The organism is Massilia sp. TS11 (genome assembly GCF_022012445.1).
Taxonomy (GTDB): domain Bacteria; phylum Pseudomonadota; class Gammaproteobacteria; order Burkholderiales; family Burkholderiaceae_D; genus Telluria.
Genome location: NZ_JAKLTS010000012.1, coordinates 66,276 through 91,570, shown reverse-complemented (window position 1 = coordinate 91,570; position 25,295 = coordinate 66,276). Strand labels below are relative to the sequence as shown.

Genomic DNA, 25,295 nt, shown 5'->3' with positions numbered 1-25,295 from the left:
CGATTCTACCGCATTTTCACGCTTTGCTGCAACGCAATACGTGGAAATTCGAGGCTTTCCTCGGGCTTTTTTTGTAAATACTTAGGGGTTTGACAGCATTTTGGGGCCCTGCGGTAAGATGGGCGACCAATTCCGAGGAGAAAGAATGCAAGGCGCAGTCATGCTCTGGCCCCTGTTGGGGGTGCTCGTCATCGTGCTCGGCTTCGCCTTGCGCGCCAATCCGATGCTGGTGGTGATCGTGGCCTGCGGCGTGACCGGGGTGGCGGCCGCCTTCCCGCTCGACAGCCTGCTGGCCCAGCTGGGCACGGCCTTCATCAAGACCCGCAATCTGCCGATCGTGCTGCTGCTGCCGCTGGCGGCGATCGGCCTGCTTGAGCGCTTCGGCCTCAAGGAGCAGGCCCAGCGCACGATCGCCAGCGTCCGATCGGCCACCACCGGCCGCCTGCTGATCGTCTATCTGGCCGTGCGCGAACTGGCCGCCGCGCTCGGCCTCACCAGCCTGGGCGGACATGCGCCGATGGTGCGCCCGCTGATCGCGCCGATGGCCGAGGGCGCCGCTGCCAGCCGCCACGGCGAGCTGCCCGAGGCCGTGCGCCAGCGCATCCGCGCGATGGCCTCGGCCACCGACAATGTCGGCCTGTTCTTCGGCGAAGACATCTTCGTGGCCTTCGGCGCCATCGTCCTCATGCACACCATCCTGACGGCCCAGGGCGTCGTGGTCGAGCCCCTGCATATCGCGCTGTGGGGCATCCCGACCGCCATCAGCGCCTTCATCATCCACGCCTGGCGCCTGCGCCGCCTCGATGCCTGGATCGCCTACCAGTGCGGGAGCCGCGCATGATCGTCGGCCTGCCCCAGCTGTACCTGCTGATGGGCCTGATTCTGGCCGCCGTCAGCCTGCTGACCCTGCTCGACCGCGCGCATCCGAAGCGCTGGAGCAGCGCCCTGTTCTGGGGCCTGTACGCGCTGATCTACCTGGCTGGCGAGCAGCTCGCGCCCAGCCTGGCCGGCGCCATCATGGTGGCGATGTGCCTGATCGCCGGTTTCGGCTGGGTCAGCGGCGGCCGCCATGCCACGCTGGACGAGGGCGCGCGCCGCGCCAGCGCCGTACGGCTCGGCCACAAGCTGTTCCTGCCGGCCCTGCTGATACCGCTGGTGACCCTGCTCGGCTCGACGCTGCTGAAGGACGTCCACCTGGGCAGCTATCTGCTGATGGACCCGAAGAACGCGACCCTGGTCAGCCTCGGTTTCGCCGCCATCATTGCGCTCGGCGCGGCCTGCTGGCTGACCGGGGCCACCCCGCTGCAGGGCCTGCGCGAGACGCGCCGCCTGGTCGACGGCATCAGCTGGGCGCTGGTGCTGCCGCACATGCTGGCCGTGCTCGGTCTGCTGTTCATCGACGCCGGGGTCGGCAAGGCCGTGGCCCAGGTCGTCACCACCTACCTGCCGCTCGACAGCAAGTGGCTGGCCGTGGTCGCCTACTGCAGCGGCATGGCGATGTTCACGATCATCATGGGTAATGGCTTCGCTGCCTTCCCCGTGATTGCAGGCGGGATCGGCATCCCCGTGCTGATCCACGTGTACCATGCGAATCCGGCCGTGATGGCGGCCACCGGCATGTTCAGCGCCTACTGCGGCACCCTGATGACGCCGATGGCGGCCAATTTCAACATCGTGCCCGTGGCCCTGCTCGAACTGCGCGACAAGAACGCCGTGATCAAGGCCCAGGTCGGCACGGCGCTGCCCCTGCTGCTGACCAATATGCTGCTGCTCTACTTCCTGATGGACCGCTGATGACGACTGTGCTGCTGACGGGCTTCGAGCCCTTTGACCGCGAACCGATCAACCCCAGCTGGGAGGCCGTGCGCGCGCTCGACGGCCGCCAGATCGGCGGCGCGCGCGTGGTCGCGCGCCAGCTGCCCTGCGTCTTTGGCGCCGCGATCACGCAGCTGGAAGCGGCGTTGCGTGAGCTGCAGCCGGCGCTGGTGCTGTGCGTGGGCCAGGCCGGCGGCCGCGTCGATCTGAGCCTGGAGCGCGTGGCCATCAATATCGACGACGCCCGCATTGCCGACAATGCCGGCGCCCAGCCGATCGACGCCCCGATCGTGGCGGGCGGGCCGGCCGCCTATTTCAGCACCTTGCCGATCAAGGCCATGGTGGCCGATCTGCGCGCGGCGGGCCTGCCGGCCAGCGTCTCGCAGACGGCCGGCACCTTCGTCTGCAACCACGTGTTCTACGGCCTGCAGCACGCGCTCGCCACGAGCGGTCTGGCGGCGCGCGGCGGTTTCCTGCACATCCCCTATCTGCCCGAGCAGGCCGCGCGCCATCCGGGCGCCGCCAGCATGAGCCTGTCCGACCTGATCCGCGGCATCGAGCTGGCCGTCGCCAGCGCGCTCGCGCACAGCGCGGACATCCGCCAGAGCGGCGGCGCCACCCATTAATCACCAGAAAAATCGGGGTCAGACCCCATTTTTCCGCACAGATAAATGGGGTCTGACCCCGATTTTTCTTGTCGCTATTTTTTGTCGCGGGCCAGCGCGATGAAGGCGTGCAGGTAGTCGCTGTCGAGGTCGCTTTCGCGCACGCCGAGGTGAATCTGCTTGGGAATGCCGTGGCGTCCCAGGCGGAGCACGGCTAGCTCGAGCTTGCGCGCGTATTCCTTGGCCAGCCAGCCGGGCAGGGCGGCCACGCCGCGCCCGCAGGCCACCATCTCCAGCATGATGTCGGTCGTCTCGATGGTCTTGCGCTCGCGCGGCTGGTAGCCGGCCGGCAGCAAGAACTGCTGGTAGACGTCGAGCCTTTCGGTATCGACCGGGTAGGTGATCAGCACTTCCTCGGCCAGCTGGGCCGGTGTGATCTGGCGGCGTCCGGCCAGCGCATGGCGCGCGCTCACCACCAGCACCTGTTCGTAGTCGAACACGGGAATGAAGCGCAGGCCGGGCTGCGGCAGCGGGTCGGGCGTGACCAGCACGTCGATCTCGTGCCCGAGCAGCGCGCGCAGGCCGCCGAACTGGAACTTCTGCTTGACGTCGACATCCACGTCCGGCCAGTCGCGCAGATAGGGGGCGACGATCTTCAGCAGCCACTGGTAGCACGGGTGGCATTCCATCCCGAGGCGCAGCGCGCCGCGCCGTCCCTGCGCGTACTGGCCCATCAGCTGCTCCGCGTATTCGAACTGCGGCAGCAGGCGTTCGGCCAGACCAAGCAGATAGCGGCCCGCCTGCGTCAGGCGCAGATGGCGGCCTTCGCGCAGCCAGAGCGCGGTGCCGAGCTGGCCTTCGAGTTTTTTCACGGTGTGGCTGAGCGCCGATTGGGTCAGGCACAGCACCTCGGCCGCCGCCGTCAGCGAGCCCTGGCGCTCGACCTCGCGCAGCAATTGCAGATGGACGCGTTCCAGCATAGATGAGAAAAGATAATTAATGGATGAAATAATACCACTTCTGCTCATGGATTGGCCGGCCTAAGATGGGCGCTTCAATCGAAGGAGCACTGGCATGGCCAAGACACACAATCTGGGATTCCCGCGCATCGGCGCGGGACGTGAACTGAAAACGGCGCTCGAGCGCTATTGGAGCGGGCAGGGCGCGCGCGAGGATTTGCTCGACTGCGGCGCTGCGCTGCGCCGCCGCCACTGGCAGCAGCAGGCCCAGCTCGACTGGGTGCCGGTCGGCGACTTTTCGTTCTACGATCAGGTGCTCGACATGGGCTTCACGCTCGGCCACGTGCCGCCGCGTGCGCGCGTGCCGGGCGCCGATCCGCGCGACGACTACTTCCGCGTGGCGCGCGGCCGTTCGGCCGAGGACTGCAGCTGTCACGCGCTGCAGGCGGGCGAGATGACCAAATGGTTCGACACCAACTACCACTACATCGTCCCCGAGTTCGCGGCCGACAGCAGCTTTGCGCTCGACCCCACCCGCCTGCTCGCACAATGGGAAGAAGCGCGCGCCCTGGGCGTGGCGGCCAAGCCGGTGATCATCGGCCCGCTCACCTATCTGTGGCTGGGCAAAACCCGTGATGGCAGCGCGCGTCTCGATCTGCTCGGGCGTCTGCTGCCCGCTTATGCGCAGCTGCTGCGCACCCTGGCGGCGGCCGGCGCCGAATGGGTGCAGATCGACGAGCCGCTGCTGGTGCTCGATCTGGAGCCCGGCTGGGCCGAGGCCTTCCGCCACGCCTACGCATCGCTTGCGAACTGCGGCGTCAAGCTGCTGCTGGCGACTTACTTTGGCCCGCTGCAGGACAACCTGGCGCTGGCCTGCGCGCTGCCCGTGCATGGCCTGCATCTGGACGCCGTGCGCGCACGCCATGAGGTGGCGGCGCTGCTGCCGCTGCTGCACCCGGACCAGGTGCTGTCGCTCGGCGTGATCGATGGCCGCAATGTCTGGAAGGCCGACCTGCACGCGCTGCTCGACTGGCTGGAGCCGCTGCACGGCCAGCTCGGCGACCGTCTGTGGCTGGCGCCTTCGTGCTCGCTGCTGCACGTGCCGGTCGATCTGGCGCGCGAGACGGATCTCGATAGCGAGCTGCGTTTCTGGCTCGCCTTCGCCTGCCAGAAGCTGGAGGAACTGCGCATCCTGTCGGTCGCCCTGAACCGCGGCCGGGTGGCGGTGCAGGAGGCGCTGGTGGCCAATGCCGCCGCCCACACGGCGCGGCGCCGCTCGGCGCGCGTGCACAAGCCGGCCGTGCAGGCGGCGCTGGCGGCGGTGCAGCCGGCCTGGCGCACGCGCGCCAGCAGCTTCTGCCAACGCGCGCCGCTGCAGGCGGCGGCGCTGAAGCTGCCGCCCTATCCGACCACCACCATCGGCTCCTTCCCGCAGACCAGCACGATCCGTCAGGCGCGCCAGGCCTGGCGGCTCGGCCAGCTCGATCAGGCCGGCTACGAAAGCGCGATGCGCGCCGAAATCGCCCACTGCGTGCGGGTGCAGGAGGCCCTGGGCCTGGACGTGCTGGTGCACGGCGAGGCCGAACGCAATGACATGGTCGAATACTTCGCCGGTCTGCTCGATGGCTATGTCTGCACCAGCCAGGGCTGGGTGCAGTCGTATGGCTCGCGCTGCGTCAAGCCGCCGATCCTGTTTGGCGATATCGCCCTGGCGCAGCCGATGACGGTGGGCTGGAGCCGCTACGCCGCCTCGCTCACCGACAAGCCGATGAAGGGCATGCTGACCGGCCCGGTGACGATGCTGAATTGGTCGTTCGTGCGCGACGACCAGCCGCGCAGTGTGAGCGGCGACCAGCTGGCGCTGGCAATCCGCAGCGAAGTGCAGGCGCTGGAGGCGGCCGGCCTCCAGGTGATCCAGATCGACGAGGCGGCCCTGCGCGAAGGCCTGCCGCTGCGCCGCGCCGACTGGCAGGCCTATCTGGACTGGGCGGTCGACGCCTTCCGCCTGGCGGCCAACGGCGTGCATGACAGCACCCAGATCCACACCCATATGTGCTACTCGGAGTTCCGCGATATCCTCGGCGCCATCGCCGCGCTCGACGCCGACGTCATCACGATCGAGGCTTCGCGCTCGGACATGGACCTGCTCGACGCCTTTGAGCACTTCCACTACCCGAACGATATCGGTCCGGGTGTGTACGACATCCACTCGCCGAATGTGCCCGAGGTGGGGCAGATGGTGGCGGCCCTGCAGCAGGCGGCGCGCCGGATCGCGCCCGAGCGCCTGTGGGTCAATCCGGACTGCGGCCTGAAAACGCGGCGCTGGGACGAAGTGCTGCCGGCGCTGGAGCGCATGGTGCAGGCGGCGCAGCAGCTGCGCGCGGCCCTGCCTACTCGTCGATCGGCTTGATCACATTCAGGAAGGCGCGCACCACCGGCGAATCGTCGCCGGTGGCATAGGCCAGGTACAGATTGGCCGAGGGCGGGCGCGTCTTGATCGGCACGAAGACCACGCCGGGCCAGCCGATGCGGCTGGTCGTCTCCGGCATCAGGGTCACCCCGAGGCCGGCGCCGACCATGGCCAGCAGGGTCTGCGGCTCAAACGCCTCCTGATACACCTTGGGCTGGAAGCCGGCGTCCTCGCAGCATTTGAGCAGATAGCGCGGGAAGGCCGACTTGTCGAGGGCCAGGGTCAGCATCGGCTCGTCGGCGATGTCGATCAGCTCGATGTGCGGGCGCTGGGCCAGCGGATGCTGTTCGTTCAGGGCCACGCAGACGTTCTCGCGGTAGCACAGCACCTGGCGCAGATGATCGTTGCGCAGTTCTTCTTCGGACAGGCGCGGCTCGCGCCAGAAGCCGACGTCGATCTGGCGCGCGCGCAGCATGTCGTACTGGACGTTCGGCCCGGCTTCGTGCAGGGTCCAGCTGACGCGCGGGTACTGCGACTGGAACTGCTCGAGCAGGCTCGGAATCGGCCCCCACATGGCGGAACCGACGATCCCCACGCGCAGGCGGCCCACTTCGCCGCGGTCGATCTGGCGCACATAGTCGATCGTCAGGCGCATCTTCGACAGCAGTTCCTGGGCCTCGCCCATCAGGGCCTTGCCGGCCGCCGTCAGTTCGAACGTGCGGGTGGTGCGCGCAAACAGCTTGACCCCGAGTTCCGCCTCCAGCTTCATGATCTGCTGCGACAGCGGCGGCTGCGAGATGTGCAGGCGTTCGGCCGCCCGCGAAAAGCTCTTCTCTTCGGCGACCGCAAGGAAGTACTTCAGCTGCTTGAGATCGATCGACATGGCCGCTTATCCGCGCAGGGCGACAGCGAGGGCGGCCCCGGTGCGCGCATTGTTCTTCACCAGGGCGATATTCGTGGCCAGGCTGCGTCCTTCCGTCAGCTCCTTGATACGGGCCAGCAGGAAGGGCGTGACCGCCTTGCCGCTGATGCCGCGCTGGCCAGCTTCGGCCAGGGCCTGGGCGGTGATGCGGTCGATCTCCGCGCGCGGCATGGCATCGGCCTCCGGCACCGGCGTGCTGACCACGACGCCACCGGCCAGGCCGAGGGTCCACTTGGTGCGGATGAAGGCGGCCTGCTCGGCCGCGCTATCGAGCTGGAAGTCGGCCTGAAAGCCGCTCTCGCGCGTGAAGAAGGCGGGGAAGCCGCGCTGGCCCACGCTCACGACCGGCACGCCGTGCGTCTCCAGATATTCGAGCGTGAGGCCGATGTCGAGGATCGATTTGACGCCGGCGCAGACCACGGCCACGCTGGTGCGCGCCAGTTCCTGCAGATCGGCGCTGATATCGAAGCTGGTTTCGGCGCCGCGGTGCACGCCGCCGATGCCGCCGGTGACAAACACTTCGATGCCGGCCATCTGGGCGCAGATCATGGTGGCGGCCACGGTGGTCGCACCGAGGCGCTTCTGGGCCAGCACATAGGCCAGGTCGCGCCGCGACACCTTGATCGCATCGGGCGAATTGCCAAGCCGTTCGAGCTGTTCATCCGACAGGCCGACGCAGATTTTGCCGTCGATGAGGGCGATGGTGGCCGGCACGGCGCCGCCGTCGCGCACGATCTGTTCGACTTCGCGCGCCGTCTGCACGTTCTGCGGATACGGCATGCCGTGCGAGATGATGGTCGACTCGAGCGCCACGATGGCCTTGCCGGCCGCACGCGCGGCCGCCACTTCAGGCGAAAACTGGAGGAAGGCGTGCATGGCTCAGTCCTGGAACAGCAGGTTGTAGGGAGTGTCGAAATTGTGGATCTCGTCGAGCGCGCCGGCATGCAGCCAGGGGCAGACGGTTTCCTCGCATTCGAGCGTCATGGCCGACAGCTGCAGGCCGCGGCGGCAGGCCAGGCTCAGGTCCTCGCTGCCCTGGTACAGCGACCAGCAGACGGCGGCCGCAAAGGCGTCGCCGGCCCCGGTCACATCGACGATCTGGGCTTCGCGCGCGCCGAGGAAGGCGATCTGGTCGTCGCGCGTGGTGTAGACCACGCCGGTGCTGCCGCGCGTGACGATGACGTCGCGCGCGCCCTGGGCCTTGAGCTGATTGCAGGCGTCGCGCAGCTGTTCGTCGTTGTGGATGCTGTGGCCGACCCGCACTTCGAGCTCGCCCTGATTCAGGATCACCAGGCGCGCCCCGCTCAGATTGGCCGGCAGGTGGGCCATCTTCGGCTGCGACACGGCCACCAGAATCAAGGGCACCGCGTCGCGCACGGCTTCCTGCAGCAGCATCGCCAGGGTTGCCATCGGCAGGTTCATGTCGGCCACCGTGAGGGCGGCGGCCATGCGCTGCGGCTGGCGCGCGCTGATCACCTCGGGCGTCAGCTTGTCGTACAGGCTCATGTCGGCCATGGCCAGCATCATCTCGCCGTGGTCGTCGAGGATGGCGGTGTAGGTGCCGGTGCAGGTGTCGGCCAGCTTGAGCGTGCCGCGCGTGTCGATCCCGAGCGACTGCGCGTGCGCGATCAGGGCCGCGCCCGAGGAGTCGTCGCCGATCGCCGTCAGCAGGGCGGCCGGGCTGCCCAGACGCGCCAGGTTCTCGGCGATATTGCGCGCCACCCCGCCATACGATTCGTCCTGCCGCGCCGGATTCGAGGTGCCCAGCTTGAGCGTCGCGATCGAGCGCAGCTTGCGGTCCAGATTGGCCGCGCCGATGCAGACGATCGGGCGGTTATCGGGTAGCACGTAAGCGCGCCCGAGCAGACGCCGTTCGCGGATCAGGCCCGCGATATAGCCGGCCACCGCGGAGCGCGACAGGCGCAGCTCGACCGCGAGGTCCTGCTGGGAGATGAAGGGGTTGGCGCGGATCAGCTCGAACAGCTGGTCCTTCTTCGAGAGTTCGGTCACGGGAGGGGCGGCGAATGGACAATTGTCCAAGATACTAGACAACTGTCGAAAACCTGTCAATCAGACAGATTGCGGGCCGCACGCTGAATAGTAAACGATTGTCGCGCCGCGCCAACAGCCGTCTGCGGCCATTTATACGTTTGCCGTATTAATCAGGAAGAAAAATGGTATTTGCCATACATATCGGCGATCCTGCATAGTTATAATCATCAAGATAACCCGCGAAGGATCCCGCCATGTCGACCGACTTCCCTTTCCAAGCAGCAGAGATTATCAAGGCGCGCAAGCCCGGCTTCACGCCGCGCATCGCGCTCATCCTGGGCTCCGGCCTCGGCGTGCTGGCGGAACAGATGACGGATGCGGTGGCCATCGGCTTTGAAGAGCTGCCCGGCTTCCCGATCAGCACCGTGCATGGCCACGCGGGCCAGCTGGTGCTGGGCACCCTGGCCGGCGTGCCGGTCGCCTGCATGAAGGGCCGCGGTCACTTCTACGAGGGCTATGGCATGAGCGTGATGACGAATGCCGTGCGCACGCTCAAGCTGATCGGCTGCGAACTGCTGTTCGTGACCAATGCCGCCGGTTCGCTGCGCCCGGAAGTGGACGCCGGTTCGCTGGTGGTGCTGAACGACCATATCAATCTGCTGCCGGGCACCCCGATGATCGGCAAGAACGACGACCGCTTCGGCCCGCGCTTCTTCAGCATGGCCAATGCCTACGACAGCGCGGTGCGCGCCACCATCTTGGCCACCGCCCAGGCGCGCGGCATCACCCTGCACGAAGGCGTGTACGTCGCCTACCCGGGCCCGAACTTTGAAACCGCCGCCGAAATCCGCATGATGGGCCGCCTCGGCGCCGACGTGGTCGGCATGTCGGTGGTGCCGGAAGTGATCTCGGCGCGCCACTGCGGCCTGAAAGTGGCCGGCGTCTCCGTCATCACCAATCTGGCCGAGGGCTTGTCGCCGTTCCCGCTGTCGCACGAACAGACCCTGAAGTACGCCGCCATCGGCGCCAAGGATCTGGTGGCCCTGATCCTGGCCTGGCTCGAGGGCGTGGCCGCAGGGACCGTGACCATCTGAGGAGGTCCGCATGAAACGCGCATTCATTCTGCTGCTTGACTCCTTCGGCCTCGGCCACCTGCCCGACGCCGCCAGTTATGGCGACGAGGGCGCCAACACCTTCGGCCACATCGCCGCCTGGGCCGCCGCGCAGGGCCGCCCGCTGCGCCTGCCGAATCTGGAAAAACTCGGTCTCGCCGCCGCCGCCCACACGGCCAGCGGCAGCTGGGCCGAAGGCTTCCAGCGCCGCACCGATTTCAGCGGCGCCTACGGGGTCGCGCGCGAGCGTTCGACCGGCAAGGACACCCAGTCCGGCCACTGGGAGATCGCCGGCGTCCCGGTCACCTATGACTGGGGCTACTTCCCCAAGACCGTGCCCTCGTTCCCGCAGGCCCTGACCGACGCCCTGCAGGCCCAGTCGGGCGTGCCTGGCTTCCTCGGCAACTGCCACGCCTCCGGCACCACCATCATCAATGAGCTGGGCGACGAGCATGTCGCCAGCGGCAAGCCGATTCTCTACACCTCGGCCGACTCGGTGCTGCAGATCGCCGCGCATGAGGAGCACTTCGGCCTGGAGCGCCTGTATGCGCTGTGCGAACTGGCCTATGAACTGGTCAAGCCCTACAACATCGGCCGCGTGATCGCGCGCCCCTTCGTCGGCAGCGCCGGCAATTACAAGCGCACGGCCAACCGCCACGACTACGCGGTGCCGCCGCACGCGCCGACCCTGCTCGACCACGTGAAGAACGACGGCGGCCAGGTGATCGCGCTCGGCAAAATCAGCGACATCTTCGCCGGCCAGGGCGTGACCGAACTGCGCAAGGGTCCGGACAATATGGCCCTGTTTGAAGAACTGCTGAAAGTGGCCGACGAAGCCGGCGACAAGTCGCTCACCTTCGTCAATTTCGTCGACTTCGACATGCTGTTCGGCCACCGCCGCGACGTGGCCGGCTATGCCGCCGCGCTCGAGGAACTGGATGCGCGCCTGCCCGAATTCATGGACAAGCTGCGCGACGGCGATCTGGTGGTGTTCACCGCCGACCATGGCTGCGACCCGACCTGGCCGGGCAGCGACCACACGCGCGAACACATCCCGGCGCTGTTCTTCGGCCCGCAGGTGCAGCCGCGCCAGCTCGGCATCTCGGACAGCTTCTCCGACATCGGCCAGACCCTGGCGCGCCACCTCGGCGTGCCGCCCCTCCAACACGGACAAGCCCTGCTATGACCCAACCCGCTGACTTCAAACGCAACGAGGCCGTCGGCCTTGACCTGTCGTGGATCGAGAAAATCCACGTCAACCGCAACGCCGCCGACCGCCGCGCCGCCAGCCTGAATGCGCGCCGCAGCGTGAAGAAGGAATACCAGGCCGCGTGGCTGATCCGCGCCATCCAGTGCATCGACCTGACCACCCTGTCCGGCGACGACACGCCGGGGCGGGTGGAACGCCTGGCCCTGAAAGCCCTGCGTCCGCTGCGTGCCGATCTGTGCGAGGCGCTCGGCGTGCAGGGCCTGACCACCGGCGCCGTCTGCGTGTATCACGAGATGATCAAGCCGGCCGCCGCCATCATCCAGGGCCGCATTCCGATCGCCGCCGTGTCCACCGCTTTCCCGGCCGGCCTGTCCAGCCTCGAAACCAAGATCCGCGAGATCGAACTCTCGGTCGCCGCCGGCGCCACCGAAATCGACATCGTCATCACGCGCCAGCACGTCCTGACCGGTAACTGGCAGGCCCTGTATGAGGAGATGCGCCTGTACCGCCAGGCCTGCGGCGAGGCCCACGTGAAGGCGATTCTCGCCACCGGCGACCTGCAGACCCTGGAGAACGTGGCCAAGGCCTCGTGGGTGTGCATGATGGCCGGCGCCGACTTCATCAAGACCTCGACCGGCAAGGAAGGCGTCAACGCCACCATCCCGGTGTCGCTGGTGATGGTGCGCGCGATCCGCGAATACCACGAACGCTACGGCTTCCAGGTCGGCTACAAGCCGGCCGGCGGCGTGTCCTCGGCCAAGTCGGCGCTCCAGTATCTGACCGTGATGAAGGAAGAACTGGGCAATGACTGGCTGCAGCCGCACCTGTTCCGCATTGGCGCTTCGAGTCTGCTGACCGACATCGAACGCCAGCTCGAACACTACGTCACCGGCCAGTACTCGGCGAACCACCGCCACGCGCAACCCTGAACCCACGGATTCGTCATGCCCACTATTCAAGAGATCCTGCAAACCATGGACTACGGCCCCGCTCCCGAAAGCCACAAAGAAGCCCTTGCCTGGCTGGACCAGCATGGCCGCAAGTTCGGTCTGTTCATCGACAACGCGTGGAGCGCGCCGGGCGAGACCTTCGCCAGTGTGAATCCGGCCGACGGCAGCGAACTGGCCCAGGTCACCCAGGGCACGGCCGCCGATGTCGACCGCGCCGTGGCCGCCGCGCGCCGCGCCCAGCCGGGCTGGGTGGCCCTGGGCGGCCATGGCCGCGCCAAGGTGCTGTATGCGCTGGCGCGCCTGCTGCAAAAGCACAGCCGCCTGTTCGCCGTGCTCGAAACCCTCGACAACGGCAAGACCATCCGCGAAACGCGCGATGCCGACCTGCCGCTGGTGGCGCGCCACTTCTACCATCACGCGGGCTGGGCCCAGCTGCAGTCGGAAGAATTCGCCGACTACCGCGCCGTCGGCGTGGTCGGCCAGATCGTGCCGTGGAACTTCCCGCTGCTGATGTTGGCCTGGAAGATCGCGCCGGCTCTGGCAGCCGGTAACACGGTGGTGTTCAAGCCGGCCGAATTCACCTCGCTGACGGCGCTGCTGTTCGCCGAGATCTGCCAGCAGGCCGGCGTGCCGGCCGGCGTGGTCAATATCGTCACCGGCGACGGCCGCGTGGGCGAGGCCATCGTGAGCCATCCGGGCATCGACAAGCTGGCCTTCACCGGCTCCACCGAAGTCGGGCGCATCATCCGCAAGGCCACGGCCGGCAGCGGCAAGAAGCTGTCGCTCGAACTGGGCGGCAAATCGCCGTTCATCGTGTTCGACGACGCCGACCTCGATGCCGCCGTCGAAGGCCTGGTCGATTCGATCTGGTTCAACCAGGGCCAGGTCTGCTGCGCCGGTTCGCGCCTGCTGGTGCAGGAGTCGATCGAAGCGCGCTTCCTGGCCAAGGTGCGCGCCCGCATGGAGAACCTGCGCGTCGGTTCGCCGCTCGATAAATCGATGGACGTCGGCGCCCTGGTCGACCCGATCCAGCAGCAGCGCATCGCCGCCCTGGTGCAGAGCGCGCGCGACGAAGGCTGCACCGTCTGGCAGCCGGCCTGCGAACTGCCGGCCAGCGGCTCCTGGTTCGCGCCGACCCTGATCACCGGCGCCTCCACCTCGGCCACCGTGTCGCAGACCGAAATCTTCGGCCCGGTGCTGGTGGCGATGAGCTTCCGCACCCCGGCCGAAGCGGTCGCGCTGGCCAACAACACCGTGTACGGTCTGGCCGCCTGCGTCTGGACCGAGTCGATCTCCAAAGCCCTCGACGTGGCGCCCCAGCTGAAGGCCGGTGTGGTCTGGATTAACACCGCCAACCAGTTCGACGCCGCCTGCGGCTTCGGCGGCTACCGCGAATCCGGCTACGGCCGCGAGGGCGGGCGCGAAGGCATGCTCGAATATCTGACCCCGCTGGCCGAAGACCAGCGCCCGGCGGCGCCGCAGGCCGCGCCCCAGGCCAAGCTGAAGCCGATCGAGGACGCACCGTTCGCGATCGACCGCACGGCCAAGCTTTACGTCGGCGGCAAACAGGCGCGCCCGGACGGCGGCTATTCGCGCGCCATCCACGGCGCCGATGGCAGCTTCCTGGCCGACGTCGGCGAAGGCAACCGCAAGGACATCCGCAACGCGGTCGAAGCGGCGCACAAGGCGGCCGGCTGGACCAAGGCCACGGCCCACAACCGCGCCCAGGTGCTGTACTACATCGCCGAGAACCTGGCTGCGCGCGGGGCCGAATTCGCCGCCCGCCTGCAGGCCATGACCGGCGCCAAAAACCCGGAGAAGGAAGTCGAAGCCGCCATCGAGCGCCTGTTCTACTGGGCCGCCTGGGCCGACAAATACGACGGCCTTGCGCACCAGCCGCCGGTGCACGGCATCACCGTGGCCCTGAATGAGCCGCTCGGCGTGATCGGCATCGTCTGCCCGAACGAGGCGCCGCTGCTTGGTTTCATTGCGCTGGTGGCGCCCGCCATCGCGCTCGGCAACCGCGTCGTGGCCGTGCCGTCCGAAGCGCATCCGCTGGCCGTCACCGACTTCTACCAGGTGCTCGACACCTCCGACCTGCCCGGCGGCGTGGTCAACATCATCACCGGCAGCGCGAACGAACTGGCCAAGACCCTGGCCGGCCACGCCGACGTCGACGCCATCTGGCGCCACGACGGCAATGCCGCCGGCTGCGCCGAAGTCGAGCGCCTGTCGGCCGACACCCTGAAGCGCACCTGGACCAGCGGCGGCAAGGGCCGCGACTGGTTCAGCCCGGCCCAGACCTGCGGCCGCGCAGTGCTCTACCACGCCAGCCAGGTGAAAAACGTCTGGATCCCCTACGGCGTGTAATCCGGGAAAATCGGGGTCTGACCCCGATTTTTCTTTTGAAGAATTAACGAGGTTGTGTATGTTCCTGCCCCAGGAAATCATCCGTAAAAAACGCGATGGCGCGGCGCTGTCGGCTGAAGAAATTCAGTTCTTTGTGCGCGGTATCACCGATAACTCGGTCAGCGAGGGCCAGATCGCGGCCCTGGCTATGGCCGTCTATTTCAATGACATGTCGATGGACGAGCGCGTCGCCTTCACGCTCGCCATGCGCGACTCGGGCCAGGTGATGGAGTGGCGCTCGCTCGACCTGCCCGGCCCGGTGGTGGACAAGCACTCGACCGGCGGCGTCGGCGACGTGGTCTCGCTGATGCTCGGCCCGATGGTGGCGGCCTGCGGCGGCTTCGTGCCGATGATCTCCGGCCGCGGCCTCGGCCACACCGGCGGCACGCTCGACAAATTCGATTCCATCCCCGGCTATAACACGGTGCCGGAACCGGCGCGCTTCCGCCAGGTCGTCAAGGAGATCGGCGTGGCCATCATCGGCCAGACCGCCCAGCTGGCGCCCTCGGACAAGCGCTTCTACGCGATCCGCGATGTGACGGCGACGGTGGAATCGGTGGCCATGATCACCGGCTCGATCCTGTCGAAGAAGCTGGCGGCCGGCCTCGATGCCCTGGTCATGGACGTCAAGGCGGGCAGCGGCGCCTTCATGCCGACCTTTGAGAAATCGGTGGAACTGGCGCAGTCGATCGTCACGGTCGGGAATGGCGCCGGCACCCGCACTTCGGCCCTGCTGACCGATATGAACGAGTCGCTCGGCCCGGTGGCCGGGAATGCGCTCGAAGTGCGCCTGGCGCTCGACTACCTGAGCGGCAAGCGCCGCCCGGCCCGTCTGCACGAGGTGACGATGGCCCTGTGCGCCGAGATGCTGGTGATCGCCGGCCTGTGCGCCGACGAGGCGAGCGCGCGCGCGAAGCTGCAGGCGGCCCTGGATTCGGGCGCCGCGGCCGAGCGCTTCAACCGCATGGTGGCGGCCCTCGGCGGTCCGGCCGACCTGATGGACAAGCCCGACGCCTACCTCGACGGCGCGCCGGTGGTAGTGCCGGTGCCGGCCCCGCAGGCCGGTTTCGCCGCCAGCACCGACTGCCGTGGCCTCGGTCTGGCCGTGGTGGCGCTGGGCGGCGGGCGCACCCGGCCGACCGATCCGATCGACTTTGCGGTCGGCCTGACCGACCTGGTCGAACTCGGCACCGAACTGCAGGCCGGCCAGCCGCTGGCCATGGTCCATGCGCGCACGCCGCAGGCGGCCGAACGCGCGGTGCGCGCGGTGCAGGAGGCGTATGTGATCGGCGCGGCCAAGCCGGCCGCCAACCCGATGGTCTACCGGAGCATCCGCCCATGAACTACCAAGCCCTGATCGCCGAAGCGGCCGAAGCGCGCAAGCTGGCCTACACGCCTTACTCGCACTTCAAGGTGGGCGCGGCCCTGCTGGCCAAGGACGGCCGCGTCTTCCGCGGCTGTAATGTGGAGAACGCGTCCTACGGCCTGTGCAACTGCGCCGAGCGCACGGCCCTGTTCAGCGCCATCGCCGCCGGCTACCAGCCGGGCGACTTCGCCGCCATCGCCGTGATCGGCGACACCGAGGGGCCGATCGCCCCGTGCGGCGCCTGCCGCCAGGTGATCTTTGAACTGGGCGGGAAAACCCTGCCGGTGGTGCTGTCCAATCTGAAGGGCGATGTGTTCGAAACCACGGCGGAGCAGCAGCTGCCGAACGGCTTCGGTGGCTGGGATCTGAAGAAGTAAGCTTTGATCAAGATAATCGATGTGCAGGCCGCCGCGGCGCAGGCGGCCAATGAGGCCATCACGGCCAAGGCGGCCGGCTCCTTCGGCGTCGGCGGCCTGATGTTGGACGCGCAGGGCAATGTGCTCAAGTCCACGCCCAACCACACCGTGCGCGATGGCCTGGTGTTCGATCCGACCGCGCATGGCGAGCGCCAGCTGGTGGACTGGTATTTCGCCGAAAAGGCCAAGGGCCGCGTGCTGCCGCCGCCGCACGAGATCACCATCGTCACCTCGCTCGATCCCTGTGTGATGTGCACGGGCGCGATTCTGGCGGCCGGCTTCAATGTGGTGGTGGCTGCGCCGGATACGCGCGCCGGCATCAACTACGACCTGAGCGCGCAATTCCCCGCGCTGCCACCGGCCCTGCGCGAGCAGGCCGCGCGCAGCTTCGCCTATCCGGCCGTGCTGGGGTCGAGCCAGTACGCGCGCGAGGCGAGCGGCGCGCCGGTGCTGCCCTTCTTCATCCGCAAAACGATTTCGGAGCCGACCCAGGCCCTGTGTTCACTGGTGTTCGAGGCCACCGAGGAGAAGATCCAGCAGGTGCTCAATACCGATCTGCCGCAGGATGCGCTGCGCGACATTGCCGCGCTGGCGCCCGGCGCGGAAGTGGTGCGCGCGCTCAAATCCCTGTATCCGCAGGCGCTCAGCTACCGCTGCACGCCGCACCGTCCCGATGCCGGCCTGGCGCCTTATCTGCGCGCGGCCATGGCCCAGGACCGCGAGCAGGGCGGGCGCGGCGACGCCGTGGCCCTGCTCGATGGCTTCGGCAATCTGCTGCTGTGCGTGCCGGGTCGCGCCCAGCTCTCGCCCGTGTGCACGCCCTTCATGGAGTGCACGCGCCAGTATGCGCAGCTGCGCTATCAGCTGATGCTGGGGCGCGACGCGGCCGCGCAGTACGAGATCCGGCGCTATTTGCCGCATCCGAAAGAGGGCACTTTCGTGTTCGCCCTGGCGCCGGACGACAGCGCCCAGTCCTTCATGAATCTGGGCGCCTATGGCTCCACGATGGAGGGCGCGCTGCCGGCGAATAATCCCTTCCAGTTCCAGTATGTGCTGCCGCCGCAGGAAGATGCGGCGCTGACGGCCCTGTGCAAGCGCCTGCCGCCGTTCTACCGCAAGACCGTGCGCGTGCGCCCGGTGCCGGTGGCCGACAGCGCGCTCGCTGCCGCCCTGCTGGCCTGAGTCACCAGGCGGTGACCAGGGCCGCGCCGAATTTCTCGCCCAGGGCCTTGGCCGCTTCCGCATTCAGCGGATAGGCATAGGAGCCGATGCCGCGCACGCCATACTGTTCGAGCGTGGCGCGCGGCGGGAACCACAGGCGCGGATTGTCCCAGCGCGTGTCGACCTTGAGCGTGTCGAGCGCCTTCGGCTCGTTTTTCGCCAGCGTCTGCAGCAGCTGGCGCACCCCTTCCGCACTGATGTCCTGATACTGCATGCCGACGCCCTTGGCCGTGCGGTAGCTGACCTGCGCATGGTGGGCCGTGGCATTGGCCGCGTTGTGCGCGCGCCGCAGCAGGTTCGGGTCGATGCCGGCGCGCGCCAGCAGCATGTTCTCGCGTGCGCGGCTGCTCACGTGGCTGGCGTCGGCCTGATGGGCGATGGCGTCCTGGTAGTCCTGATCGAGGGCCAGATCGCGCAGGCCGATGGCGCCGCCCTCGGCCAGGCTTTTGCGCGGGGCCGGCAGGAACAGGTAGGTGGCGCAGGTGTCGCGGCACAGGCCATGCACTTCCACGCTGGCGCCGGCGGCGCCGACCGCCTCGGCCAGTTTGCGCGCCGACAGCGGATCGCTGCCGCCGCTGTTCTGCACGATCAGCGTGCGCGCACCCTGGCGCAGCGCGGCGATGGCGGCCTCGCTGCGCGGACCGTCGATGTCGCCATCGATGACAAAGCTGGTGCTGCCGCTGGCGGCGGCAAAGGCGAGTAGCAGGGAGATCATTCGTCCTCCGGGGCGGTGGGGTCGGGCGGGGGAATAAAGCGGCGGTGTTTGGCCAGGCCTTCACGCAGCAGGTATTCGATCTGCGCGTTCACGCTGCGCAGCTCCTGCGCGGCGAGCGCTTCCAGCTCGGCCCACAGCTTGGGGTCGAGCCGGAGCAGGAAGGATTTCTTGTTGCTGGCCATACCCTCAATGATAAAGGGTGCCGGAATTGATGACCGGTTCGACCTCGCGCTCGGCGCACAGCACCACCAGCAGATTGCCGACCATGGCCGCGCGGCGCTCGTCGTCGAGCTCCACGACCTGCTTTTCCGACAGCGAGCGCAGCGCCATTTCGACCATGCTGACGGCGCCTTCGACGATGCGCTGGCGCGCCGCGATCACGGCTTCGGCCTGCTGGCGGCGCAGCATCACGCCGGCGATTTCGGGCGCGTAGGCCAGGTGGGTCAGGCGCGCTTCGAGCACGCGCAGGCCGGCCTGTTCGGTGCGGCTCTGCAGGGTCTCGACCAGCAGGGCGAGGATCTTGTCGCCGCCATTCATCAGGGTCAGCTCGTCCTGATCGTGGCCGCTGTGGTCGTAGTTGAACTGCGTCGTCACATGGCGCAGCGCGGCCTCGGCCTGGACCTTGATGAAGGTGTAGTAGTCCTCGACGTCGAAGCTGGCGCGCGCCGTGTCGGCCACCTGCCAGACCACGGCGGCGGCGATCTCGACCGGATTGCCGCGCTTGTCGTTGACCTTCAGGCGGTCCATGTTGAGGTTGTTGGCGCGCAGCGAGACCTTGCGCTTGGCGTAGAAGGCATTCGACCAGCGCAGGCCGCTGTCGCGCACGGTGCCGCGGTAGGCGCCGAACAGGGTCAGCACGACCGCCTGGTTCGGCTGAATCATGTACAGGCCGCCGAAACCGAACAGGGTCGCGATGATGCACAGGAAACCGAACAGCTTGAGCGGACCGGGGCCGGCCAGCAGCAGGCTCAGGCCGATGGCGGCGAACACGATCGAACCGAATACCACCGCGTAACCGCTGGCGCTGGATACGTGTTGCTCTTGTGAAACTTGCATGATAGATCTCCGATATAAGTGTGATATCACTGTAGTATCAGAAATCCGAGTTTGTCAAGTGCAATTGCAGTCTGGCCTTATTCGGCCCAGGGATCGTAGGTGCCGAAGCTCCAGATATGGCCTTCGAGGTCCTTGCAGGTGAAGCCGCGCCCGCCGTAGTCCTCGTCCTGGATGGGGATCACGATGGCGGCCCCGGCCGCCTTGGCACGCACGAAGATGGCGTCGGCGTCGGGCACGACCAGGTAGATGGTCTGGGTCTGGTAGCCGCCGATTTCCTCGGGCAGGCGCATCAGGCGGCCGTAGACGGTGTCGCGCCCGGAGGAACTGAGCATGACCATGCCATTGCCGAGCGTGAGCTGGGCGTGGTCGATCTGGCCGCCGTGGCCGGGCACGACCAAGTGGGCCGTGAAGCCGAAGGTGTGGCACAGCCAGTCGATGGCGCCGGGGGCGTCGCGGTAGCGCAGGCAGGGGATGATGCTGGCGTGGGGCATGGCGGTCTCCTTGGTGCGGGTAGGGCGGGTCTTCAGACCCGCGCCGTCATGTTAGCCCCAAGCCGAGCGCCCCGCTGCACATTACATCTGCTGGAACAGGTGGGTATGCCCGCGGCTGACCTCGAGTTTTTCCGGATGCCCGCGCACCGCCAGCAGCTGGCGCCCGCGCGCGTCGCGCGTGACTTCGGCGATGGCGTCCACCCGCACCAGGGTCGAGCGGTGGATGCGCCAGAACTCGGCCGGGTCGAGTTCCTCCTCGAGCTCCTTGAGCGTCTTGCGGATCAGGACTTCCGAGCTGTCGGTCTGCACGCGCGTGTATTTTTCGTCGGCCTGGAAGAACAGGATCTCGCGCGTCGAGATCATGCGCAGGCTGGTGCCCACCTGGGCCTGAATCCAGCGCAGATAGGGCTTGGGCGCGCCCTCGCTCTTTTGCACGGCGGCCGTCAGTTCGCGCAGCTGGGCGGCGATGTCGAGCGGGGCCTGGTGCAGGCGCGCCTTCACGCGCTGCACGGTCAGGGCCAGGCGGTCGGCCGTGACCGGCTTGAGCAGGTAGTCGAGGGCGCCGTGTTCGAAGGCCTCGATCGCATACTGGTCGTAGGCGGTGGCGAACACCACATGGGCCTTGCCGCTGATGACTTTGGCCGCTTCGATCCCGCTCTGGCCCGGCATGCGGATATCGAGGAACACCACGTCCGGGCGCAGCTCGGCGCTGGCGGTCACGGCCTCCAGGCCGTTGCTGGCTTCGCCGATGATCTCCAGTTCCGGCCAGGCCTCGCGCAGGCGCGCGCGCAGCAGGTCGCGCATTGGGGCTTCATCGTCGACGATCAGGGCGGTGGTCATGCTTTCTTCTCCGGCGGGCTCAGGGGAATACGGATCGAGGTGTAGGCGCCGCCCGTCACCGGCGCTTCGATCACCAGCTGGGCGCGGCCGTCGTAGAGCAGCTTCAGGCGCTCGCGGATATTGGCCAGGCCGACGCCTTCACCGGCATGCATGTTGAAGCCGACGCCGTCGTCCGTCACGTCCACGTGCAGGGTGGCGCCGTGGATCGAGGCGGCCACGGCGATATGGCCGCCTGCGATCTTCGGCTCGAGCCCGTGCTTGATGCTGTTCTCGATCAGGGTCTGCAGCATCATCGGCGGGAAGGGCAGGCTTTCCAGATGCGGCGCCACGTCGAAGGACACGCTCAGGCGCTCCTTCATGCGCGCCTGCATGATGGCCAGGTAGGCGCGCGACAGCTGCACCTGTTTGCCGAGCGTGCCGCCATCCTTGGCGCGCATCTGGGGCAGGGTGGCGCGCAGGTAGTCGATCAGGTGCTGGTGCACCTTGGCCGCGGCCGGCGGGTCGGTTTCGATCAGCTGGCCGATCAGGGCCAGGGTGTTGAACAGGAAGTGCGGTTCGATCTGGGCCTGCAGGGCCGACATCTGGGCCTCGACCACGCGCCTTTCCATGGCCTCGACATCGGCCTTGGCCACGGCCTGGGTGGCGACGATCTCGGCGCGCCGCTTGCCGCCGGCCAGCACTTTCACGCCGACCGAGATCAGTACGAACGACAGGGCGGCGTCGAAGCCGTGCAGCAGGGCGCCCAGCATCAGCACCACGACGGCCGTCTGCCACAGCTTCTTCCACTCGACCACGGCGAGCCAGTCGAAAAAGCGCCACCACATGGCCGACGCCACGGCGGCGGCGTCACGCACAAAATCGATGGCACGGTTGAACTGGCTGGCGGACATGATTATTCCTTGCTGGTGGTATCGGGGTCAGGCTGGGGCAGATGCGGCGGCGCGGCCGGGCGGCGCTTCTTGCGCAGGCCGATCACGCTGCCGGCGATCAGAATCTTGAGCAGCAGGAAGCAGGTGAACAGGAACAGGGCCAGCGGCAGGATCGACAGCACCAGGGCCATCACGATGCAGGCGGCCAGCAGCTGCGGCCAGCTCATGCGCGAGAGCGCCCGTCCACCCTGGCGCAGGGCGCGCAGCAGGGCCGCGGACATCTGCTCGAGCAGATCGCAGAAGGATTGGAAGCTCAGGTCTTTCATGGTCGTCTCCGGACAGTGGGTCGATGGAGCCACTGTAACAAGGGGCGCCGTGGCCCTCCAGCACGATACGACAGACTGCATGGACGGGGGGATGAGCGGTGTCAGCGCGGGACGAATGGCCCCGGCTGCCATTCGCGCCGCAGTAGGCCGTAGAAGTCGGTGTCGCACACTTCGCCGTTGACGATCCAGCGCTCGCGCATATGGCCTTCGTGGCGGAAGCCGAGCTTCTGCAGGGCGCGCGCGCTGGCCGTGTTGCGCGGGTCGATGTCGGCCTCGATGCGGATCAGCGCGAGCGTGTTGAACGCGTAATCGATCAGGGCCGTCATGGCCTCGTGCAGGTAGCCCTGGCCCCAGTGCGCCTGGGCGAGCAGGTAGCCGGTGTCGCAGCGCCGGTTCTGCAGGTGGAAGTTATACAGCGAGCAATTGCCAATCAGTTCACCTGATGATTTCAACACGATTCCCATGCGCATCGCGCTGGCGCTGTCGTAGTCGGCCAGGGCCTGGCGGATGCAGGCTTCGGCCTGGGCCATTTCGGTCCAGGGGGCGAAGCTCCAGTAGCGCATCACGGCCGGATCGGAAAACAGGGCGAACATCGCCGGCGCGTCGTTCAGGTTCAGGCGGCGCAGCTCCAGGCGCGCCGTGCTCAGCAGGTCGGGGCTCATCGTTCCTGGGTCCAGCGCACCAGGATGCGGTGCAGTTCGCCGCTTTGTTCCAGGCGGATGATGGCGCGCGTCAGGCGCTGCTGGGTGGCGGCGGCCAGGTGGCGCCCGGTCATCATGAACAGTGGCTGCTGCTCGAGCATGGCCGGCAGCACGCGCACCTTGGCTTCGAGCCCCGTTTCGCGCAGCAGGCTGTCGATGCCGGGGCTGCGCATGATGAAAAAGCGCGCGCGCCCGGCCACCAGCTTTTGCAGATTGGTCGAGTTGTCGAGGGCGCCGTCGTCAATATTGCTCAGGCCCACTTCGCGCAGGCGGCCGAGGATGCCGAAGCCTTTCACCACCAGCATGCTGTTGTTCGGCGCCAGGGCCAGCAGATCGGCCCAGTTGTTGACCTGGACAGGATCGTCGGCGCGCGCCAGCAGGAAGTAGCGCGCGGTCATGATCGGCACGTCGATGAACTGGTAGCGCGCCTCGCGCTCGCGGCTGCGGACCGAGGCGCAGGCGACGTCGAGCTGGCCGCGTTCGAGTTCGTCCTCGATGCGCGCGGTCACGCGCCATTGCTGGTCGCCGCTGAAGCGCAGGCCCGGATCGATGCGCTCGAGCGCGCGGAACACGTCGACGCACAGGCCGACCACCTCGGTGCGGCCCTTGCTGATGAATTTGGGCGCCGTGGCCAGCTGGGCGCTCGTGCGCAGCTCGACCACCGGCGCGCCGAGGGCGAACGGGGGCAGCAGGAGCAGACAGGCGAGCAGGCGACGAAGCATATCCCATGGTAGCGAGGCTGGCGCCTGCCCGTCAACTCAGGCGTGGCGTGGCTGCACAGCGGCGATCACCATGGCGCAGATCGTCTGTTCGGCGTCGGCGTAGTCCTGGCGCGTCAGCTGGCGCCGGTTCAGCACCAGGCACATCTGGGCGGAGAAGTCGGCATACGACTGGGTCATGGCCCAGATCGCAAACAGCAGATGGGTGGCGTTGACGGCGGCGATGCGTCCGGCCGCGATCCAGCGCTCGAACACTTCGAGGTCCTTGCGCACCAGCGGCAGCACGCGCGCGCTGATCTGCGCGCCGTACAGCTTGGCCCCGCCGATGACTTCGAGCGCGTACACGCGCGAGGCGGCCGGCTGTTCGCGCGAGAAGCTCAGCTTGGCCGCGATGTAGGCGCGCAGCGCGTCCTCGGGCGCGTGTTCGGCATGGGCCAGCACGTCCATGCGTTCGAGCCAGTCGTCGAGCACGCCGTCGAGCACGCGCTGGTACAGGGCCTGCTTGGTCGGGAAGTAGTACATCAGATTCTGTTTGGACAGACCGGCCCGCTCGGCGATGGTGGCGATCGAGGCGCCCTCGTAGCCGGTTTCGGCGAACACCTGAACGGCTTCGGCGAGGATGTCGGCTTCGAGTTTGTCGCGGTTCTGCACACGGCGGCTGAGGGTGGCGGGTTTCATGCGGACTCCGGTCGGACGTGGTCAAGGAAGTGCAGCAGAGGCGCGGCATCGGCCGCATACGCCGCATTGAAGCGGAACCAGATGCTGGCCGGTTCGCCCAGCATGAAGAATTCGCCGGGCGAGAGCAGGATGCCGGCGCGCAGGGCGGCGTCGGCCACGGTCTTGCCGTTGCAGGCCGGCTGCGGCGCCACCGCCCAGCCGGCGCTGACGAACATGCCGCCGCGCGGCGTGGCGATCGGACGCATGCCGACTGTGGCCAGCTGCTCGATCGTGCGCGCACGCGCCGCATCCAGCCGCGCGATCAGCTTCTGCAGGCCGCGCTTGTAGCCGCGCGCCGTCAGCGCGTGGTAGACGGCGCGCTCATTGATCTCGGAGGTGGTCAGCCCGGCCAGCATCTTCACGCGCAGCAGTTCCGGCAGCAGCGAGTGCGAGGCGCAGATGGCGCCCACGCGCAGCACCGGCGACAGGCTTTTCGACATGCTCGACACATGGATCACGCGGCGCAGCCCGTCCATCGCCGCCAGCGAGGCCTCGCCGCGCGCGGCCAGTTCGCGGTAGATGTCGTCCTCCACCAGCCAGAAGTCGAACTGTTCGGCCAGGGCCAGCAGGCGGTGCGCCTGGGTGGTCGAGAGCGAGGTGCCGAGCGGGTTTTGCAGCACGGTGTTCACGAACATCAGGCGCGGCTGGGTGGCACTGGCGCGGCGTGCCAGTTCTTCCAGGTCGAGACCGTCCTCGCCGCGCGGGATGGCGACCGCATGGCAGCCGTGGTGGCGGATCAGCGACAGCAGGTTGGCGTACATCGGGTCTTCCACCAGCACGGTGTCGCCCGGCTTGGTCAGGGTGCGCAGCACCAGGTCGAACGCATGGGTCGCGCCGTGGGTCAGCAGCACCTGGTCCGGCTCGACCGCGAACAGCTCGGCCGAGAAGCCGGCCGCCAGATGCTGGCGCAGCGTGGGAAAGCCGAGCGGATGGCCATAGCCGCGCAAGCGGCTGGTCGGAATCCGCATGGCCTGGCGCACGGCTTCGGAGATGCCGGCCTCGCCATACCATTCGGGCGGCAGCCAGCCGGCGCCGATCGGCAGCAGCTCCGACATGCCCGAGTACAGTTCGGGCGTGAGGGCGTCGATCGCGGCCGGCGGCGGCGCCAGCGGCAGCGGCTGGGTGGCGGCCAGCGGCTCGGCGCGCGCCACGAAATAGCCGGAGCCGCGCCGCGAGGACAGCAGGCCGAGCGTGACCAGGCGGTCGTAGGACTCGACAACTGTAAAGGTCGACACGCCATTACACTTGGCGAACTGGCGCACCGAGGGCATGCGTGCGCCGACCCGCAGTTCGCGCGCGCCGACCATGGCCGCAATCGCCGCGACGATCTGATCGACCAGGCTGCCACGCTTGTGGCGCAAGGCTGGCAGTACGGGCCAGCCGGGGGTGGTGTCGTGTTTGTCCATGTGTGCTGACCTGCTGTGCTCTTCACCAAAGTGTACGGTTTTCACAACCAGTACGGTTGGTGTGTTCT

At 67.7% G+C, this 25,295-nt stretch carries 26 protein-coding genes; 11 read left to right on the top strand and 15 right to left on the bottom strand.

All coding sequences use genetic code 11. The features are described 5' to 3' along the window. The first annotated feature begins 145 nt into the window (after positions 1-145). The 3 genes from LZ005_RS17185 to pcp are packed head-to-tail and all read left to right on the top strand — an operon-like array spanning position 146 to position 2,441. Entirely contained in the window at positions 146-841 is a 696-nt protein-coding gene (locus tag LZ005_RS17185; protein WP_237809725.1) for a DUF969 domain-containing protein, read from the top strand. Further along, a complete protein-coding gene (locus LZ005_RS17180) occupies positions 838-1,794 on the top strand; it encodes a DUF979 domain-containing protein (protein WP_237809724.1) in 957 nt (318 codons plus the stop codon). Before LZ005_RS17185 ends, LZ005_RS17180 begins: the two co-directional genes overlap by 4 nt. After that, positions 1,794-2,441 (top strand): pyroglutamyl-peptidase I, encoded by a 648-nt coding sequence (pcp, locus tag LZ005_RS17175; RefSeq protein WP_237809723.1) that lies wholly within the window; start codon positions 1,794-1,796, stop codon positions 2,439-2,441. The genes LZ005_RS17180 and pcp overlap by 1 nt, the downstream gene beginning before the upstream one ends. Before the next feature lie 74 nt (positions 2,442-2,515). On the opposite strand, the gene LZ005_RS17170 is transcribed toward pcp, so the two are convergent. Beyond that, positions 2,516-3,400, bottom strand: a complete 885-nt coding sequence (locus tag LZ005_RS17170) for a LysR family transcriptional regulator (protein ID WP_237809722.1) — start codon at positions 3,398-3,400, stop codon at positions 2,516-2,518. Between the two features lie 94 nt (positions 3,401-3,494). Here LZ005_RS17170 and metE point away from each other — a divergent pair, with 94 nt between their 5' ends. Beyond that, positions 3,495-5,789 (top strand): 5-methyltetrahydropteroyltriglutamate--homocysteine S-methyltransferase, encoded by a 2,295-nt coding sequence (metE, locus tag LZ005_RS17165; protein WP_237809721.1) that lies wholly within the window; start codon positions 3,495-3,497, stop codon positions 5,787-5,789. On the opposite strand, the gene LZ005_RS17160 is transcribed toward metE, so the two are convergent. The 3 genes from LZ005_RS17160 to LZ005_RS17150 are packed head-to-tail and all read right to left on the bottom strand — an operon-like array spanning position 5,770 to position 8,721. Next, positions 5,770-6,672 carry a LysR family transcriptional regulator gene (locus LZ005_RS17160; RefSeq protein WP_237809720.1) on the bottom strand — a complete coding sequence of 301 codons (903 nt, stop codon included), beginning with the start codon at positions 6,670-6,672 and terminating at the stop codon, positions 5,770-5,772. The genes metE and LZ005_RS17160 overlap by 20 nt on opposite strands. Before the next feature lie 6 nt (positions 6,673-6,678). Continuing rightward, on the bottom strand, positions 6,679-7,587 hold the full coding sequence (locus LZ005_RS17155; protein WP_237809719.1) for a pseudouridine-5'-phosphate glycosidase: 909 nt from the start codon (positions 7,585-7,587) through the stop codon (positions 6,679-6,681). A 3-nt stretch (positions 7,588-7,590) separates the two neighbouring features. Next, positions 7,591-8,721: a carbohydrate kinase family protein gene (locus tag LZ005_RS17150; protein ID WP_237809718.1), complete on the bottom strand. Its 1,131-nt coding sequence runs from the start codon at positions 8,719-8,721 to the stop codon at positions 7,591-7,593. Positions 8,722-8,957: 236 nt separating this feature from the next. Here LZ005_RS17150 and xapA point away from each other — a divergent pair, with 236 nt between their 5' ends. The 7 genes from xapA to LZ005_RS17115 are packed head-to-tail and all read left to right on the top strand — an operon-like array spanning position 8,958 to position 17,348. Further along, positions 8,958-9,797, top strand: coding sequence for a xanthosine phosphorylase (gene xapA, locus LZ005_RS17145; protein ID WP_237809717.1), 840 nt, complete (start codon positions 8,958-8,960; stop codon positions 9,795-9,797). Between the two features lie 10 nt (positions 9,798-9,807). Beyond that, the gene (locus tag LZ005_RS17140; RefSeq protein ID WP_237809716.1) at positions 9,808-11,001 is read left to right on the top strand and encodes a phosphopentomutase; all 1,194 of its coding nucleotides are present in this window, start codon (positions 9,808-9,810) and stop codon (positions 10,999-11,001) included. Beyond that, entirely contained in the window at positions 10,998-11,954 is a 957-nt protein-coding gene (deoC, locus tag LZ005_RS17135) for a deoxyribose-phosphate aldolase (protein ID WP_237809715.1), read from the top strand. The genes LZ005_RS17140 and deoC overlap by 4 nt, the downstream gene beginning before the upstream one ends. A 15-nt stretch (positions 11,955-11,969) precedes the next feature. Next, a complete protein-coding gene (locus tag LZ005_RS17130; RefSeq protein WP_373889347.1) occupies positions 11,970-14,345 on the top strand; it encodes an aldehyde dehydrogenase family protein in 2,376 nt (791 codons plus the stop codon). 58 nt (positions 14,346-14,403) lie between these two features. Beyond that, positions 14,404-15,726 (top strand): thymidine phosphorylase, encoded by a 1,323-nt coding sequence (gene deoA, locus LZ005_RS17125; RefSeq protein ID WP_237809714.1) that lies wholly within the window; start codon positions 14,404-14,406, stop codon positions 15,724-15,726. Beyond that, a complete protein-coding gene (locus LZ005_RS17120; protein ID WP_237809713.1) occupies positions 15,723-16,127 on the top strand; it encodes a cytidine deaminase in 405 nt (134 codons plus the stop codon). The genes deoA and LZ005_RS17120 overlap by 4 nt, the downstream gene beginning before the upstream one ends. Positions 16,128-16,130: 3 nt before the next feature. Further along, positions 16,131-17,348 (top strand): nucleoside deaminase, encoded by a 1,218-nt coding sequence (locus tag LZ005_RS17115; RefSeq protein WP_237809712.1) that lies wholly within the window; start codon positions 16,131-16,133, stop codon positions 17,346-17,348. Between the two features lies 1 nt (position 17,349). Here LZ005_RS17115 and LZ005_RS17110 read toward each other — a convergent pair whose 3' ends face one another. The 11 genes from LZ005_RS17110 to LZ005_RS17060 all read right to left on the bottom strand — a co-directional run bounded on the left by LZ005_RS17110 (position 17,350) and on the right by LZ005_RS17060 (position 25,227). Next, positions 17,350-18,102 carry a hypothetical protein gene (locus tag LZ005_RS17110; protein WP_237809711.1) on the bottom strand — a complete coding sequence of 251 codons (753 nt, stop codon included), beginning with the start codon at positions 18,100-18,102 and terminating at the stop codon, positions 17,350-17,352. Continuing rightward, positions 18,099-18,284, bottom strand: a complete 186-nt coding sequence (locus LZ005_RS17105; RefSeq protein WP_237809710.1) for a toxin-antitoxin system HicB family antitoxin — start codon at positions 18,282-18,284, stop codon at positions 18,099-18,101. Before LZ005_RS17105 ends, LZ005_RS17110 begins: the two co-directional genes overlap by 4 nt. A gap of 4 nt (positions 18,285-18,288) precedes the next feature. Next, entirely contained in the window at positions 18,289-19,158 is an 870-nt protein-coding gene (locus tag LZ005_RS17100; protein ID WP_237809709.1) for an SPFH domain-containing protein, read from the bottom strand. Positions 19,159-19,235: 77 nt separating this feature from the next. Next, entirely contained in the window at positions 19,236-19,649 is a 414-nt protein-coding gene (locus LZ005_RS17095) for a VOC family protein (protein WP_237809708.1), read from the bottom strand. An 81-nt stretch (positions 19,650-19,730) separates the two neighbouring features. Next, the gene (locus tag LZ005_RS17090; protein ID WP_237809707.1) at positions 19,731-20,489 is read right to left on the bottom strand and encodes a LytTR family DNA-binding domain-containing protein; all 759 of its coding nucleotides are present in this window, start codon (positions 20,487-20,489) and stop codon (positions 19,731-19,733) included. Further along, complete coding sequence (locus LZ005_RS17085; protein ID WP_237809706.1) at positions 20,486-21,379, bottom strand: sensor histidine kinase; 894 nt, start codon at positions 21,377-21,379, stop codon at positions 20,486-20,488. Before LZ005_RS17085 ends, LZ005_RS17090 begins: the two co-directional genes overlap by 4 nt. Positions 21,380-21,381: 2 nt before the next feature. Further along, positions 21,382-21,684 (bottom strand): hypothetical protein, encoded by a 303-nt coding sequence (locus LZ005_RS17080; protein ID WP_237809705.1) that lies wholly within the window; start codon positions 21,682-21,684, stop codon positions 21,382-21,384. A 101-nt stretch (positions 21,685-21,785) separates the two neighbouring features. Further along, positions 21,786-22,346, bottom strand: a complete 561-nt coding sequence (locus tag LZ005_RS17075) for a GNAT family N-acetyltransferase (RefSeq protein WP_237809704.1) — start codon at positions 22,344-22,346, stop codon at positions 21,786-21,788. Further along, positions 22,343-23,107, bottom strand: coding sequence for an ABC transporter substrate-binding protein (locus LZ005_RS17070; RefSeq protein WP_237809703.1), 765 nt, complete (start codon positions 23,105-23,107; stop codon positions 22,343-22,345). The genes LZ005_RS17075 and LZ005_RS17070 overlap by 4 nt, the downstream gene beginning before the upstream one ends. A 36-nt stretch (positions 23,108-23,143) precedes the next feature. Continuing rightward, complete coding sequence (locus LZ005_RS17065) at positions 23,144-23,782, bottom strand: TetR/AcrR family transcriptional regulator (protein WP_237809702.1); 639 nt, start codon at positions 23,780-23,782, stop codon at positions 23,144-23,146. Beyond that, a complete protein-coding gene (locus LZ005_RS17060; RefSeq protein ID WP_237809701.1) occupies positions 23,779-25,227 on the bottom strand; it encodes a PLP-dependent aminotransferase family protein in 1,449 nt (482 codons plus the stop codon). Before LZ005_RS17060 ends, LZ005_RS17065 begins: the two co-directional genes overlap by 4 nt. Positions 25,228-25,295 lie beyond the last annotated feature (68 nt).

What these genes read in the sequence shown, in the direction of transcription:
- LZ005_RS17185 (WP_237809725.1), top strand. Translation starts at nt 146, where the DNA reads ATGCAAGGCGCAGTCATGCTCTGGCCCCTGTTGGGGGTGCTCGTCATC.
- LZ005_RS17180 (WP_237809724.1), top strand. Translation starts at nt 838, where the DNA reads ATGATCGTCGGCCTGCCCCAGCTGTACCTGCTGATGGGCCTGATTCTG.
- pcp (WP_237809723.1), top strand. Translation starts at nt 1,794, where the DNA reads ATGACGACTGTGCTGCTGACGGGCTTCGAGCCCTTTGACCGCGAACCG.
- LZ005_RS17170 (WP_237809722.1), bottom strand. Translation starts at nt 3,400, where the DNA reads ATGCTGGAACGCGTCCATCTGCAATTGCTGCGCGAGGTCGAGCGCCAG.
- metE (WP_237809721.1), top strand. Translation starts at nt 3,495, where the DNA reads ATGGCCAAGACACACAATCTGGGATTCCCGCGCATCGGCGCGGGACGT.
- LZ005_RS17160 (WP_237809720.1), bottom strand. Translation starts at nt 6,672, where the DNA reads ATGTCGATCGATCTCAAGCAGCTGAAGTACTTCCTTGCGGTCGCCGAA.
- LZ005_RS17155 (WP_237809719.1), bottom strand. Translation starts at nt 7,587, where the DNA reads ATGCACGCCTTCCTCCAGTTTTCGCCTGAAGTGGCGGCCGCGCGTGCG.
- xapA (WP_237809717.1), top strand. Translation starts at nt 8,958, where the DNA reads ATGTCGACCGACTTCCCTTTCCAAGCAGCAGAGATTATCAAGGCGCGC.
- LZ005_RS17140 (WP_237809716.1), top strand. Translation starts at nt 9,808, where the DNA reads ATGAAACGCGCATTCATTCTGCTGCTTGACTCCTTCGGCCTCGGCCAC.
- deoC (WP_237809715.1), top strand. Translation starts at nt 10,998, where the DNA reads ATGACCCAACCCGCTGACTTCAAACGCAACGAGGCCGTCGGCCTTGAC.
- LZ005_RS17130 (WP_373889347.1), top strand. Translation starts at nt 11,970, where the DNA reads ATGCCCACTATTCAAGAGATCCTGCAAACCATGGACTACGGCCCCGCT.
- deoA (WP_237809714.1), top strand. Translation starts at nt 14,404, where the DNA reads ATGTTCCTGCCCCAGGAAATCATCCGTAAAAAACGCGATGGCGCGGCG.
- LZ005_RS17120 (WP_237809713.1), top strand. Translation starts at nt 15,723, where the DNA reads ATGAACTACCAAGCCCTGATCGCCGAAGCGGCCGAAGCGCGCAAGCTG.
- LZ005_RS17110 (WP_237809711.1), bottom strand. Translation starts at nt 18,102, where the DNA reads ATGATCTCCCTGCTACTCGCCTTTGCCGCCGCCAGCGGCAGCACCAGC.
- LZ005_RS17105 (WP_237809710.1), bottom strand. Translation starts at nt 18,284, where the DNA reads ATGGCCAGCAACAAGAAATCCTTCCTGCTCCGGCTCGACCCCAAGCTG.
- LZ005_RS17100 (WP_237809709.1), bottom strand. Translation starts at nt 19,158, where the DNA reads ATGCAAGTTTCACAAGAGCAACACGTATCCAGCGCCAGCGGTTACGCG.
- LZ005_RS17095 (WP_237809708.1), bottom strand. Translation starts at nt 19,649, where the DNA reads ATGCCCCACGCCAGCATCATCCCCTGCCTGCGCTACCGCGACGCCCCC.
- LZ005_RS17090 (WP_237809707.1), bottom strand. Translation starts at nt 20,489, where the DNA reads ATGACCACCGCCCTGATCGTCGACGATGAAGCCCCAATGCGCGACCTG.
- LZ005_RS17085 (WP_237809706.1), bottom strand. Translation starts at nt 21,379, where the DNA reads ATGTCCGCCAGCCAGTTCAACCGTGCCATCGATTTTGTGCGTGACGCC.
- LZ005_RS17080 (WP_237809705.1), bottom strand. Translation starts at nt 21,684, where the DNA reads ATGAAAGACCTGAGCTTCCAATCCTTCTGCGATCTGCTCGAGCAGATG.
- LZ005_RS17075 (WP_237809704.1), bottom strand. Translation starts at nt 22,346, where the DNA reads ATGAGCCCCGACCTGCTGAGCACGGCGCGCCTGGAGCTGCGCCGCCTG.
- LZ005_RS17070 (WP_237809703.1), bottom strand. Translation starts at nt 23,107, where the DNA reads ATGCTTCGTCGCCTGCTCGCCTGTCTGCTCCTGCTGCCCCCGTTCGCC.
- LZ005_RS17065 (WP_237809702.1), bottom strand. Translation starts at nt 23,782, where the DNA reads ATGAAACCCGCCACCCTCAGCCGCCGTGTGCAGAACCGCGACAAACTC.
- LZ005_RS17060 (WP_237809701.1), bottom strand. Translation starts at nt 25,227, where the DNA reads ATGGACAAACACGACACCACCCCCGGCTGGCCCGTACTGCCAGCCTTG.